11 protein-coding genes and 3 other annotated features are annotated in these 13,556 nt (G+C 43.4%); of the genes, 9 read left to right on the top strand and 2 right to left on the bottom strand.

The genetic code is table 11. The features are described 5' to 3' along the window. Nucleotides 1–13: 13 nt before the first annotated feature. Together FYJ53_RS21930 and FYJ53_RS17800 are read right to left on the bottom strand one after the other, a co-directional pair. A complete protein-coding gene (locus FYJ53_RS21930) occupies nt 14–1,864 on the bottom strand; it encodes an FUSC family protein (RefSeq protein WP_148428970.1) in 1,851 nt (616 codons plus the stop codon). A gap of 90 nt (nt 1,865–1,954) precedes the next feature. Beyond that, entirely contained in the window at nt 1,955–2,851 is an 897-nt protein-coding gene (locus FYJ53_RS17800) for a DUF445 domain-containing protein (protein ID WP_154557557.1), read from the bottom strand. A 171-nt stretch (nt 2,852–3,022) separates the two neighbouring features. Further along, nucleotides 3,023–3,229, top strand: a binding site (T-box leader). A gap of 94 nt (nt 3,230–3,323) precedes the next feature. Between FYJ53_RS17800 and thrS the strand changes: the two genes are divergently transcribed. The 9 genes from thrS to pheT all read left to right on the top strand — a co-directional run bounded on the left by thrS (nt 3,324) and on the right by pheT (nt 13,444). Further along, entirely contained in the window at nt 3,324–5,237 is a 1,914-nt protein-coding gene (thrS, locus tag FYJ53_RS17795; protein ID WP_148428968.1) for a threonine--tRNA ligase, read from the top strand. Nucleotides 5,238–5,287: 50 nt separating this feature from the next. Then, nucleotides 5,288–5,406: a sequence feature (ribosomal protein L20 leader region), on the top strand. Continuing rightward, nucleotides 5,368–5,955, top strand: coding sequence for a translation initiation factor IF-3 (gene infC, locus FYJ53_RS17790; protein ID WP_013380524.1), 588 nt, complete (start codon nt 5,368–5,370; stop codon nt 5,953–5,955). Its footprint overlaps the feature before it by 39 nt. Nucleotides 5,956–6,044: 89 nt before the next feature. Next, a complete protein-coding gene (gene rpmI / locus FYJ53_RS17785) occupies nt 6,045–6,239 on the top strand; it encodes a 50S ribosomal protein L35 (RefSeq protein ID WP_013380523.1) in 195 nt (64 codons plus the stop codon). Nucleotides 6,240–6,263: 24 nt separating this feature from the next. Beyond that, nucleotides 6,264–6,620 carry a 50S ribosomal protein L20 gene (gene rplT / locus FYJ53_RS17780; protein ID WP_013380522.1) on the top strand — a complete coding sequence of 119 codons (357 nt, stop codon included), beginning with the start codon at nt 6,264–6,266 and terminating at the stop codon, nt 6,618–6,620. A gap of 182 nt (nt 6,621–6,802) precedes the next feature. After that, nucleotides 6,803–8,185, top strand: coding sequence for a TrkH family potassium uptake protein (locus tag FYJ53_RS17775; protein WP_013380521.1), 1,383 nt, complete (start codon nt 6,803–6,805; stop codon nt 8,183–8,185). 12 nt (nt 8,186–8,197) lie between these two features. Beyond that, the gene (locus FYJ53_RS17770; RefSeq protein WP_013380520.1) at nt 8,198–8,866 is read left to right on the top strand and encodes a TrkA family potassium uptake protein; all 669 of its coding nucleotides are present in this window, start codon (nt 8,198–8,200) and stop codon (nt 8,864–8,866) included. 4 nt (nt 8,867–8,870) lie between these two features. Further along, on the top strand, nt 8,871–9,704 hold the full coding sequence (locus FYJ53_RS17765) for an RNA methyltransferase (RefSeq protein ID WP_195840269.1): 834 nt from the start codon (nt 8,871–8,873) through the stop codon (nt 9,702–9,704). A gap of 12 nt (nt 9,705–9,716) precedes the next feature. Then, nucleotides 9,717–9,948 (top strand) — a binding site (T-box leader). A gap of 76 nt (nt 9,949–10,024) precedes the next feature. Continuing rightward, nucleotides 10,025–11,047: a phenylalanine--tRNA ligase subunit alpha gene (gene pheS / locus FYJ53_RS17760; protein ID WP_073382804.1), complete on the top strand. Its 1,023-nt coding sequence runs from the start codon at nt 10,025–10,027 to the stop codon at nt 11,045–11,047. A 12-nt stretch (nt 11,048–11,059) separates the two neighbouring features. Next, nucleotides 11,060–13,444 (top strand): phenylalanine--tRNA ligase subunit beta, encoded by a 2,385-nt coding sequence (pheT, locus tag FYJ53_RS17755; protein ID WP_154557555.1) that lies wholly within the window; start codon nt 11,060–11,062, stop codon nt 13,442–13,444. The last annotated feature ends 112 nt before the right edge of the window (nt 13,445–13,556 follow it).

The following is a 13,556-nucleotide window of genomic DNA, read 5'->3' as shown; positions in this document are numbered from 1 at the left end:
CTTGAAATGAGATTCAAGCCTGTCCAGTTTTTTCTGAAGGAATCTTTGTGGTTTCAAAAGCCCTTTTAAGTGTCTCGCCAGCTATGTGAATTTCAGTTTTAATGTGTTGCCATTTTTCTGGAGAAACGCCTTTTAAGCTTAAGTACATACTCATATGAACAGCTACCGCTAAAAAATGCCGGCTTTTATCCATTATTTTTTTAAAGGACTCTTTTGACATGAGCTTTTGTGCCCCTGACAGGCTCTCCAGCTGATTACTGACCAGATGGAGATTTAACAGATTTTCGTAAAGCAAGGGACCGGCCTTCTGCTTTTCAGCCAGACTCCACAGATTATAAAGAATAAATGAATCTGATTTAAAAAGACTCGTGAGCTCATAACGGAAGACATCCTGTTTGCGTGTTCTAAAGATGAAAATCCCGCCAAGTACAGCGATAGAGACACCGCCGATAACACAAAATACTCGAAATAGCACCAGATCCATGACGCCCAGCTGGGGTAAAAACATAACGGAGGTCATCTGTGTACTGATCATGGTACTGACAATTGAACTTTTTATGGTCAGCATAAAAACCAGTCCGACGGCAATGGTGAGTGGCAGTCGTATTGAGGCGGGAATATATTGTGTGATAAGAACAAAAAATAACATTCCGAGAATTGTGCCGCTCACTTTATAAGCCGCTTTTTTTAGTGTGTCACGGATGTAAATGCTGGAAGATAAATACCCCATAAGTGGTATCCAGTAACCGTGCCATTCATTAAGAGGGATATTAAACCAATGAGGGATAAAGTGTGCGATGATGGTACAGACTGTGACAATGACGGCGGTCTGGAGTGCGAAACGCATCTGGAAAAAATCAAGGCTGAACCGATGCCGCAGTGTAAAAGCTTTATACTGCAGCCCCTGCTTAATGGAAGTATTGAGATCCCTGCAATGACGGTCGTTCAGCAGGCGTTCCCGAAGAGATTCCAGCACCAGCAGCAATTCCTGATTCAGCTGGTTGGATGTCAGGGAGGAGTTTTTCAAGAATACCTGTAAATCTGCTGCCAGTGCTTTGGGGTCCGCTGCTGCCTCCATCCGTTCACCTAAAACAGAGAATTGAGCCCGATCAACTTCTGAAAACTTTTTTACAGAAGCACTTAAGGACTGCAGCACCTGTCCGAGTTGTTCAAGGCAGAGCATTAAGCCATAGGAATACTTCTGGCTTCCATTCATCAGTCCCATTTGTCTGAAAACAGCGGGATAAATATTACTGCTCAGCTTCAGCGACAGAGCATCAAGTTTTTTACCAACCGCCTCGTCTTTGAAGTTTCTTTCTTGACCCAGCGCTATAAATCCGGCGCCTGTGCAGCTGAGTGCTTTCTTTACAAGGGGATTGAAGGGACCTGCCTTTTGACGCTTTTGCAGCAGCAGACTTATTCCAATACAGATGGCCAGACAATAAAGAAGTGATAAGATACGGGGTAAAAGGTCGTTCAGTGTCCCGGGGCTGATCTGTACAAGAATAAAAGCCATACCGGGGATGTAATAGTTTGTTTTCAAAAATTCGTTGGCATCGGCATAGATTAGAAAGAAAATCAGCAGAAATCCTATAATAACCAGTGCTGCAAAATGCATGGAGACCAGAGTCCCTAAAATGGCGTAGCCAACCAACCAAAGAGAATCGAGCAGCATGTTGACAATGGACAGTCGGGTTTTAACCATGGTCTGCGTGTATAAAAGAAAAACAAGAGCAATAACCGCATTATTTCTGCCAAAAAGCAGAATAACCGTTCCCATAAGAAACAAACCGAAGACAATGGCTGGCAATGCTCTGGGCAATGCCTTAAAGAAATTTTTAATGGCTTTTAAAATTGAGATCACTCCTTAACGGTTTTCTTTTAAAATACCCTTTTAGAAAAAAATAAAGCAATAAAAAACGATTCTGGTATTTTTCCAGAACCGTTTTTTAATTTAGAAAAAATTCATTATAAATCCCATAATCATACCCAGCAGACCGCCGAGCCATATGATGGCATTCAATTCTTTTTTCATGATACTCAAAATGATTTTTTCCATCTCCAACACATCAAAACCATTGATTTGGTCTTCTACCAGTTGAGGAATATCCAAAGCGATGAGTGCCTTGGATAAATTATTTTCGACCAGATTGTGATAGGCTTTAAGCAGACTCTCTTTTACCTTTGGTACACTTGAGCCGAAACGATCGTAGAGCTCAGCCATGCTGTAATCCAGTATTTCATGGCTCTCGCGGTCTACAAGATTACCGATCATTTCCTCACCGCGTTCAAAGACCATGTTGTTGACAGTATCCTTGAGCTTTTCACGGATACCGATCATGGTGTTATCACTGACCATAAAAGAAAAAGCTGAAAACAATGAATTATTCTTGATTTCATCCATCGCAGCATCGGCAACCATATCACCGACATCCATCTGGCATACCTTACGATACAGCAGTGCGGTTGCCTTTTCAGTGGTTGTATTCGCCAGTGCTTCTGTTTTTTCCTCATCGGTATAGTGGATAATAACTTCACGAATGGTCATGGGACTGTCTTTGTAAGCCTCAATTTTATGATCGATATAGCTGTTGATTTTAGCATCCATTTCCTGCGACAGGAGTCCGCGGCTCAGAACTTCTTCATTTACTAATGTAGATCCAATGACAGCTCCCACAGATTTTGCGATTCGCGGTTTTTCTTTTGGAATGATCCCCGGCGTGAAGGGAAGTGTCCATCCTAAAATTTTGACAGGCTTCAGTGGCCGGAATAACATGCGTATGGCAATCCCGTTGGTGATAAGACCGATAACAGCACCGACCAAAGGGCCGATTAAAAAGTGTAGATCCAATTATGATCGCTCCTTTATAGAATGATTGGTTATTATAGTATTATAACGATGACGCTTATAAATGTCCATCCTCAAGTTTAACTTAAAATCATTTAAATTTACATCAATATTTTCAAAAAGGTGTTGAATCTTTTGGTGTTTAGGGGTATACTGTGTGTATAAATTAAACATTTAAAGATGATGACTGGGAAGAGTAAGTTAAATGAAGGTTACAGAGAGCAGGCATGGTGCTGGAATTGCCGCAGCCGGTCCTTAACTGAAGACCATCCCACGAGTTGGCTGTCAAATGCAGTACCGGAGCACTGTCCGTTATCAGTATCAGAGTGGGTATACCATGTATACCAATTTGGGTGGAACCGCGTAATAAACGTCCCATTGTCTATGACAATGGGACGTTTTTGATATTTTGTCCCATTCAGAAAAAATATTTTTTTAATCAATATTAACGTAACAATTTTATGGAGGTAATCTTATGAACATAACTTTAAAAGACGGTTCTGTTAAACAGTATGAACCTGGAATCACTGTTTATGATGTAGCGAAGGATATCAGCGAAGGTCTGGCGCGCAACACAATGGCCGGTGAATTAAATGGCGAGCTGGTGGATATCCGCAAACCTATTACGGAAGACAGCACACTGAATTTATTGACTTTTGACTCTGAAGGCGGCAAGCATGCTTTCTGGCATTCTGCATCCCATCTTATGGCTCAGGCAATCAAGCGGCTCTGGCCTGAAGCGCAGTTAACCATCGGTCCGGCTATTGACAATGGTTTTTACTATGACATTGATTTAGAGCATACCTTAACCCCTGAAGATCTTGAAAAGATTGAAAAGGAAATGAAAAAAATTGTTAAGGAAGCGCCGGAGATTGAGTATTATACCAAATCCAGAGAGGATGCGCTGAAATGGGCAGAAGCAGAAGGGGAAACCTATAAAACCGAATTAATCAACAATTTGCCGGAGGATGCAGTTATTTCATTCTATGGACAGGGGGAATGGGCGGATTTGTGTGCGGGACCGCATATACGAAATGCATCTCAGATCAAGGCTTTTAAGCTTTTGAGTCTTGCAGGTGCCTATTGGCATGGCGACGCGAATAACAAAATGCTTCAGCGTGTCTACGGGATTGCTTTCCCGAAAAAATCAGAACTTGATGAATATTTGCAGCGATTAGAAGAAGCAAAAAAACGTGATCACCGTAAACTTGGTAAAGAACTAGATCTTTTCTCAATGCATGAAGAAGGACCAGGTTTCCCGTTTTTCCATCCTAAGGGAATGGTTCTGCGTAATGAGCTTGAAAATTTCTGGCGCAGCGAGCATATGAAAAAAGGCTATAAAGAAATTAAGACGCCGATTATGCTGAACGCAGATCTGTGGAGACGCTCTGGCCACTGGGACAACTATAAAGAAAATATGTATTTTACTGAAATAGATGGACAGGAGTTTGCTGTCAAGCCGATGAACTGCCCAGGCGGTATGCTTGTCTACAAAACAAGACAGCACAGCTACCGTGAACTGCCACTGCGTATGGGCGAGCTGGGCCAGGTACACCGCCATGAGCTTCACGGCGCGCTTCATGGCCTTATGCGTGTTCGTACCTTTACGCAGGATGATGCGCATATTTTCCTGACCATGGATCAGGTAAAGGATGAAGTCATTGGAATCATCGATCTGGCCAATGAAATCTATGATATTTTTGGCTTTAAATATAAGGTTGAGCTCTCTACCAAGCCTGAGAAGGCCATTGGTAAAGATGAAGACTGGGAAGTCGCGACAGATGCGCTGCGCGAAGCGCTTGAGGCCAAGGGGATGGATTATCAGCTGAACCCGGGAGACGGTGCTTTTTATGGTCCTAAGATTGACTTCCATCTGGAAGACAGCATTGGCCGTACCTGGCAGTGTGGTACAATCCAGTTAGATATGCAGATGCCGGAACGTTTTGATTTAACCTATGTTGGCAGTGATGGAGAGAAACATCGTCCGGTTATCCTGCACCGTACGATTTTCGGCAGCATTGAGCGTTTTCTCGGTATATTAATCGAACACTTTGCAGGAAAATTTCCGCTTTGGCTGGCTCCGGTACAGGTACAGTTGATTCCGGTATCCGATGCCCATGACGCTTTTACAAAAGAAATAGCTGCAAAACTGGAAGAAGCAGGTATTCGTGTAGAGATTGATTTCAGGGATGAAAAAATTGGTTATCGTATTCGTGAAGCACAGATGCAGAAGATTCCATATATGCTGGTTATTGGCGATAAGGAAGTTGAATCAGGACGTCTGAGTATCCGTAACCGCGATACCGGCGAGCAGGAAACACTGAAAATTGATGAATTTAAATATCGTCTGGCTCAGAATATTGCCAAAAAATCGCTGGTTTTAGATTAATTTTAAAAAGTGCTTGACAATTATTTATGACTGCTATATACTAAATAAAGCAAACAAAGCAGAGGTGTCCACTTCTCACCTGGTCTTTTAACAAGGCGGGTTCATAGCAATTTAAGTAATTGATTGTTTAATGCAGGTGGACTATGTCTACCTGCATTTTTGTTTAATAAATTCCTATAAATGGAGGTGTATTACTATAGCAAGAGAAGTTCAACACGAGATTAACGAGGAAATCCGCGATCGTGAAGTCCGCGTAATTGATGCAAACGGAGAAATGCTGGGCGTTATGCCGACAAAAGAAGCACAAAAACTGGCAGATGAAAAGAGTCTGGATCTCGTTAAGGTTTCTCCTAACGCGAAACCACCGGTCTGCAAAATTCTGGACTACGGTAAATTCCGTTACGAAGAAATGCGACGTGTTAAAGAAGCAAAGAAAAACCAGAAAGCGGTTGTTATCAAAGAAATCCGTATGTCTGTACGGGTTGAGGAACACGACATCATGGTTAAAATCAAAAATTGTATCAAGTTCTTAGAACAGGGCAATCGTGTCAAAGTATCCATCCGTTTCAGAGGCCGTGAGATGGCTTATACGGATCAGGGTAGGGGTGTTTTACTTGACTTCGCTGAACGTGTAACTGATTATGGTACGGTTGACAAGCCACCAAAAATGGAAGGCCGCAGCATGGTCATGTTCTTATCCCCTAAAAAGGATAAGTAAGCTAAGCCTATAATGGTATAACTTTTTATACTTCATTATATAAATAAATAAAAAAATAAGTTGACGAAGATAGGGAGGAGGAATCGACTATGCCAAAAATGAAATCCCATCGTGGTGCTGCAAAGCGCTTCAAAGTGAAAAAATCAGGTGTGATCAAACGCGCTAAGGCTTATAAAAGCCACATCTTAAATAAGAAAAGCCAGAAGAGAAAGAGAAATCTTAGAAAAGCTGGTTATTTAGTACCAAGTGACGCAAAAGTTGTCAAAAAAATGTTAATGAAATAATAGTGAGCAAGGAGGAAAATTTTAATGGCTAGAATTAAAAAAGGCGTTAATGCCAAAAAGAAGCATAAAAAAGTATTAAAACTTGCAAAAGGCTATTATGGTGCTAAAAGCAAGTTATACAGACCAGCGAACGAAGCAGTTATGCGTGCACTTCGTTCTTCTTACAGAGGTCGTAAAGAAAAGAAAAGAAATTTCAGAAGATTATGGATCACCCGTATTAATGCAGGTGCCCGTATGTATGGTTTAAGCTACAGCAAATTCATGTTTGGCCTGAAACAGGCTGGCGTTGAAATGGACCGTAAAATTTTAGCTGATTTAGCAATGAATGACATTAATGCATTCGCAAAATTAGTTGATGTTGCAAAAGCACATCAGGCTTAAGCTTTAAGAACCAAGACAAAAAACTTCTCAGTCCTTGGGAAGTTTTTTTTATGTGATATTTTCACCTTGTTGGGTAATAATCTCCTTTAGAAAGGCATTAGTTGCAGTAAACGATCTTGCTTTTTTTTGACAGAATGGTACAATAGGTGAAAGCAAATAAAATACTTACTTGGAGCAGACAAATGATAAACATTGTTAAAAAAGGTGGCCGTATGACTACCTTTATGCGGCACCGTTCTCCAGCCGAAATTCTGATGTTCGGCTTTGCAGCAGTGATATTTCTGGGGGCAGTGATTCTGAACCTGCCAGTCTCCAGTGCCTCCGGTCAAAGTCCGGGATTTCTGAACTGTTTATTTACAGCGACCTCCAGCGTATGTGTTACAGGATTAGTAGTTGTGGATACAGGGACCTACTGGTCGTTGTTTGGACAGATTGTCATTATTCTTTTAATTCAAATTGGCGGTCTCGGATTTATGTCTTTGATGACTATTTTTTTCGTACTGGCGGGTAAGCGTATTACAATTAAAAACCGTCTGCTCATCCAATCCTCTGTCAATTCAGACAGGGTACAGGGGGTTGTGAAATTTACCAAATACATTGTTTTTTCCTGCCTGGTGATTGAAGGGATCGGCGCGCTGCTGCTGTCCTTTGTTTTTGTTCCGGATTACGGATTAGGGAAAGGTATTTATTTTGGTATCTGGCATTCGATTTCCTCGTTTTGTAACGGTGGTTTTGATTTGATCGGCGGCTTCCAGAGCTTTACAGGATATGCCAATAACTTTTTGCTGAACTTTACTGTTTGTGCACTTATTGTTGTCGGCGGTCTGGGTTTTGCGGTTACCAGTGAAATCGTGAGCTATCGGACAACCAGACGGCTGAGCATGCACTCTAAAATTGTTTTAAGCATCACCGCTATTTTGGTGGTGGGCGGTGCTGTGCTTTTTTATATTTTTGAGCATGCGAACCCTGAAACCATGGGGAATCTGCCATGGTATGGGAAAATTTACGCTGCCTTTTATCAGTCTGTAACGCCGCGTACAGCCGGTTCCAATACCATCAGCCAGACAGGGCTCAACCCGGTTTCCAAGGTGCTGACGATTGTGCTGATGTTTATCGGCGGATCACCCGGATCGACGGCAGGCGGGGTAAAAACAACAGCCGTGGCCATGATGGCTATCACATTGTTTACTGAACTGATGGGCCGGAAGGATGTTACCTGTTTTAAACGTCGTATCCCGGAGATTACCATTAAGCGGGCGGCATGTGTGCTGACTATCGGTATTTCCATTATTATTGTCATTATTATGGTTTTGATGGTCTGCGAACCTGGAGCTGACCCAATGGCCATTACCTTTGAGGTGTTTTCGGCCTACTCCACTGTTGGGCTTACCTGTGATTTAACACCGCACCTACATGCACTCAGCAAGGTTGCGTTGATTATCACAATGTTTATCGGACGTGTCGGGCCGCTCACGATCGCTTATGTTATTACAAGAAAAGAAAGAAAAGAACTTGAGAATAAAGGCCAGTTCAAGCTGCCTGAAGGCAATGTCTTGATTGGTTAAAAGGAGCATAAATTGAAAGAAAAACAGTTTGCTATTCTGGGGCTTGGCCGTTTCGGCGAAGCGCTCGCCATCACTTTGAGTGAGTTGGGATCAAACGTGATCGTTGTTGATAAGAATGAGGAAAAGGTGCAGAATATTGCCAACTATGTCACTTATGCTGTGCAGGCTGACGTCTCAGATATTAATGCTCTGAAGTCCATTGGCTTAAAAAATGTGGACGCGGTCATTATTTCTATTACTTCTGATATCAACAGTAGTATCATGGGGGTTGTCAATGCGCAGGAGCTTGGAATTCAGGAAATTTATGGAAAAGCCAACAATGCACAGCACGAAAAGGTTCTGCTCAAATTGGGGGTAAAAAAGGTCTTTTCACCAGAGCGTGATATGGGGGAACGTGTTGGCCACAGCCTTTATTCCGGTGATTTTATCGATGCACTGGAGCTGGATACAGACCATTCGATTGTTGAGGTTGACGCTTTGCACAAATGGGAAAACCAGGCTCTGGAATCACTGGATATGCGTACCAAGTACGGGCTTAATATCATTGCGATCCGGTCTCAGGATCATTTGAATGTTTCTCCGGTGGCGACGGATGTTATCCGGGCCGGTGACAAGCTGGTCGTAATCGGAGATAATACTGATATTAATGATGTCACCCGGCTCTATCAGGCTGGAAATTAAAATCATGGCCCAAGAATTAATTACGTCACGCCAAAATGCAGCGGTTAAGAATGTTATCAAGCTAAAACAGAAAAAAAACAGAGACCGCGAAAAGCAGTTTGTTTTGGAAGGGACCAAGCTTTTCATGGAGGCTGAAGCCTGGAAGGTGGAGTTTACCGCGGTTTTTGTAACACCGCAGTGGATTGAGGGAGCTGAAGAGACTGTAAAGTCAGCTTTTAAACGCCTGAAAGACACAGGTATCCCGGTTTTCACTGTGGATACCAGCGTCTTTGAAGCCATGTCGGCTTTGAAAATGCCGGAAGGTGTTTTATGTACGGCACATAAAATTGATGCCTCTGAAAAATTTTTTGAAAAAAAATGCAAAAAAAACGAGAAAAAATGTCTGAGTTATGTTATATTAGATGATGTGCAAGATCCGGGAAATGTTGGAACCATTATACGAACAGCGGATGCTGCTGGCTTTGATGGTATTATCTGCTCATCAAAGACCGCAGACATATACAATGAAAAAGTCCTGCGCGGAGCCATGGGGTCGGTGTTTCACCTGCCGGTGCTGCAAACCGGCGCACTTGAGGAGACAGTGCTTTTTCTAAAGGAGCAGGGTACACGTATGATCGGAACCTCCCTTCAGGGAAAAACCAGTCTGTCTGCTTCTCTGGCTGCACAGAAAGCTGTGGGTATTATTCTTGGCAATGAGTCAAAGGGAATGTCAAAGAGTATGGCGGACCTGTGTGATGACTTATACAAGCTGCCCATGTACGGACATGCTGAATCTTTAAACGTTTCGGTAGCTGCAGGTATTTTGATGTATGATATCGCACGGGCGATGCACGAATAAAAAAAGAATAAGATAAAGACGATGATGGAGAAAGTAGGCGGCACGCCGCGCACTTACAGAGAGAAAACCCCGGCGGCTGAGAGGGTTTTGGTGAACAGTGCTACTGAAGTTCCCTCCTGAGTTTTGACTGCCAAGGCACATGGTGCTTGTAGTGGTCAACGTCAACGTGACGTTATACGTGAGGGGCCGCGCCAAATGGGTTGCGGCAACAAAGGTGGTACCGCGGAATTTATTCGTCCTTTATGCAGTTTTGCATGAAGGGCTTTTTTAGTTTGCAGCCGCGATCCGATAAAAATGTTATTATGAAAAAGGAGATAAAAATGCAAGAGGAATTAAATCGCATCAGAGAAAATTGTTTGGAAGATCTGAAAACTGTCAGCGATATGAAATCGCTTGATGACATCCGCGTAAAATATCTTGGTAAAAAAGGTGTTTTAACCGCGGCCTTAAAAGGAATGGGCAAGCTTTCCAAGGATGAGCGCCCTGTTATTGGCAAGTTGGCCAATGAGGTTCGGGAAGAAATTGAAACCGGACTGGCCGGAAAAAAGGAAGCGCTGGAGACAGCGGAAATGATGGCAGCCATTGAAAAAGAAAAGCTGGACGTCTCTTTGCCGGGTAAAAAACCATCTGAAGGCAATTTGCACCCCTTAAATATCATCATTAATGATCTGGAAGAAATCTTCCTGGGAATGGGCTTTTCCATTGCTGAAGGGCCAGAGATCGAATGGTCAAAATATAATTTTGATTATCTTAACATGCCACAGGAGCATTCAGCCAGAGATTTACAGGAAACATTTTATTACAATGACGAGGTTGTCTTAAGAACGCAGACTTCCCCCGTTCAGGTTCGTGTCATGATGGATGAAAAGCCGCCGCTGCGTGTTATCTCTCCGGGACGCGTTTACCGCGCCGATGAAATTGACGCGACCCATTCACCGGTGTTCCATCAGATGGAAGGGCTCGTAATTGATAAGGGCATTACAATGGCCGATTTAAAAGGAACCCTGGATATGTTCGCAAAAAAACTTTTCGGAGAAACTGTCCAGACTAAATTCCGCCCGCACCAGTTCTATTTCACCGAGCCAAGTGCTGAAATGGACGTGACCTGCTTTAAATGTGGCGGCACTGGCTGCAAAGTGTGCGGTAACAGTGGATGGATTGAGCTTTTAGGATGTGGGATGGTACATCCTAATGTACTGCGCCACTGCGGCATTGATCCAGAGGTTTACAGCGGATTCGCTTTCGGCATGGGCCTCGAACGTGTGGCCATGACCAAATACGGAATCAACGATTTACGTCTGCTTTTCGAAAACGATATGCGTTTTCTGACACAATTCAAATAGGAGGAGCCCCATATGTTAGTATCACTCAACTGGTTAAAAGAATATGTAAAAATTGAACAGGACCCCAAAACTTTCGGGGATATCCTGACAATGTCCGGCACAAAGGTGGAAACAATCGATCCCATTTCGGATGAAGTTTCCGGCGTTATCACTGGTAAGATTGTTAAAATTGAAAAGCACCCTGATGCTGATAAACTGGTTGTCTGCCAGATTGATGTGGCAGCTGCGTCACCCTTGACCATTGTCACCAGTGCAACCAATGTTTTTGAAGGAGCGGTTGTCCCGGTTGCGGTAGAAAACTCAGTGGTAGCCGGTGGTCATAAAATGAGCCGTACCGATTTTCGCGGCATTATGTCCTATGGCATGATGTGCTCTGTTGAAGAGCTGGGGATGAATACGGATCTGTTTACCCCTGAAATTAAAAATGGTATCTATATTCTGCCTGAAAATACGGAGCTGGGTGTTGAGGTGCGTGATCTGCTCTGGATTGATGACAGCATCATCGAGGTGGAATTAACGGCCAACCGCGGAGACTGCCAGTCCATTTATGGCATTGCGCGTGAAGCTGCGGCAGCGCTTGACGAGGCGGTGGCTCCCGTTAAACTCTATGATAAAAAAGAAACTCAAAACCAAATTGCCGATTATCTGAGTGTTAAAGTCGAAACAGAGCTGTGCCCGCGCTATGTGGCTAAAATGTTCAAGGTTAAAAAAATTGAGCCCTCTCCGCTGTGGATGCAGCTTAAGCTTTTAAACAGTGGCGTCCGCCCGATTAACAATATTGTCGACGTGACAAATTACGTTATGTTAGAGCTTGGACAGCCGCTTCACGCCTTTGATTACAAGAGCCTTAATTCTGACGAGATTGTGGTTAAAACCGGCAATAAGGAAAAGACTGTTGTCACACTGGATGACAAAGAACGTGATATTGATGAATCCATGATGATGATCACCAACGGAAAATACCCTGTGGCTGTCGCTGGGATTATGGGGGGGGCTAACTCAGAAATTACAGAAAGTACGGAGTATGTTGTTCTTGAATCCGCCTGTTTTGACAAAACCAGCATCCGTTTGACATCTAAGAAGCTTGGCATGCGTACAGAGGCTTCTGGACGCTATGAAAAGGGCATCTATCCAGGTCTTGCTGAAACCGCAGCTCTGCGTGCAACCTATCTGTTTGATCTGATCGGTGCCTGCGATGTTCTGGAGGGGATAATTGATGTCTACCACAAACCAGAAGAGCCACATGAGGTCGCTGTGAACGTGGACTGGATCAACCGTTTCATCGGTATTGATCTCTCTGAAGATGAAATCATCCGTATTTTTGAAAGACTGTTCCTGACCGTTGAAAATAAGGGAAAAGGTAATCTGGTTGTCAAGGTACCCGACTACCGACAGGATCTTGAAATTCGTGAAGACCTGGCAGAAGAGGTCGCGCGAATTTACGGTTACAACAGGATTCCAAGCACCATTATGGGTGGAACCACTCTCGTTGGCGGAAAGACTGTTAAACAGAAATACCAGGATATGCTTCAGAGTCTGCTGGTAGGCGCTGGATACTATCAGACCCTTACCACTTCTTTCACCAGTGTCAACCGTATCAACGCTTTAAATATGGACTGCGGTGACGATCTGGTTCCGCTTATCAACCCACTCGGCGAGGAAAACAGCATTATGCGCAACACACTGGTCGGTCACCAGCTGGAAGTGGTGAGCTTAAACCATAACCGTAAAAATCCACAGGGCCGTTTCTTTGAATTTGCCCAGACCTACCATAAAAATCCAAATAAGGGTGAACTGCCCATTGAGCGCAAGCACCTGGTCATTTCTTCCTATGGAAATACCGACTATTTTGATATTAAGGGCGTTGTTGAGCTGCTGCTCGACCGTTCAGGTATTGCTGATTACGACTTTGTTCTGGCGGGACCAGACCTCTATCACCCAGGCAGAAAGGCGGAGATAAGAGTGGGGGATACCCTCATTGGACAGATAGGGGAGATACACCCAGTAGTTGTTAAAAACTATGATCTGCCGAAACGCACATACGCCTGTGAGCTGGACTTTGACGTAATGGCCGGATTACAGCAGGACGCCATTAAATTTGTCGAAATGCCCAAGTATCCTGGTTCCTCAAGAGACATCGCTCTTGTCCTGGATGAGGATGTGCCGGCTTCAAAAATTGAGGCGACTATCAAAGCCCACGATACGGGTATTATGGAAAATGTCGAGCTTTTTGATGTATACCAGGGCGAACAGATCGAAAAGGGAAAGAAGAGCCTGGCTTATTCAATTTTATTCCGTCATCCTGAAAGAACATTGACGGACGATGACATTAATCCAGTAATGGACGAAATTTTATCTGACCTCAAAAATGGATTTAATGCCCAATTAAGGGATTAATATGGTATAATAGTAGTGTGTTAAGATCGTATAAAGATTTTGCGAATCGCGTTAAGATTATATAAAGATCTATTTACAGGAATTTACCGGGGCTGAGAAGCCCCGGTCTTAA

The organism is Eubacterium sp. BL-380-WT-2B (genome assembly GCF_009696115.1).
In the GTDB taxonomy this organism is placed as follows: domain Bacteria; phylum Bacillota; class Clostridia; order Eubacteriales; family Eubacteriaceae; genus Eubacterium; species Eubacterium callanderi.
Note: the sequence above shows the minus strand (reverse complement) of the source record. Positions and strands in the feature narration are given on the sequence as shown.

What these genes read in the sequence shown, in the direction of transcription:
- thrS (WP_148428968.1), top strand. Translation starts at nt 3,324, where the DNA reads ATGAACATAACTTTAAAAGACGGTTCTGTTAAACAGTATGAACCTGGA.
- infC (WP_013380524.1), top strand. Translation starts at nt 5,368, where the DNA reads ATGCAGGTGGACTATGTCTACCTGCATTTTTGTTTAATAAATTCCTAT.
- rpmI (WP_013380523.1), top strand. Translation starts at nt 6,045, where the DNA reads ATGCCAAAAATGAAATCCCATCGTGGTGCTGCAAAGCGCTTCAAAGTG.
- rplT (WP_013380522.1), top strand. Translation starts at nt 6,264, where the DNA reads ATGGCTAGAATTAAAAAAGGCGTTAATGCCAAAAAGAAGCATAAAAAA.
- FYJ53_RS17775 (WP_013380521.1), top strand. Translation starts at nt 6,803, where the DNA reads ATGATAAACATTGTTAAAAAAGGTGGCCGTATGACTACCTTTATGCGG.
- FYJ53_RS17765 (WP_195840269.1), top strand. Translation starts at nt 8,871, where the DNA reads ATGGCCCAAGAATTAATTACGTCACGCCAAAATGCAGCGGTTAAGAAT.
- pheS (WP_073382804.1), top strand. Translation starts at nt 10,025, where the DNA reads ATGCAAGAGGAATTAAATCGCATCAGAGAAAATTGTTTGGAAGATCTG.
- pheT (WP_154557555.1), top strand. Translation starts at nt 11,060, where the DNA reads ATGTTAGTATCACTCAACTGGTTAAAAGAATATGTAAAAATTGAACAG.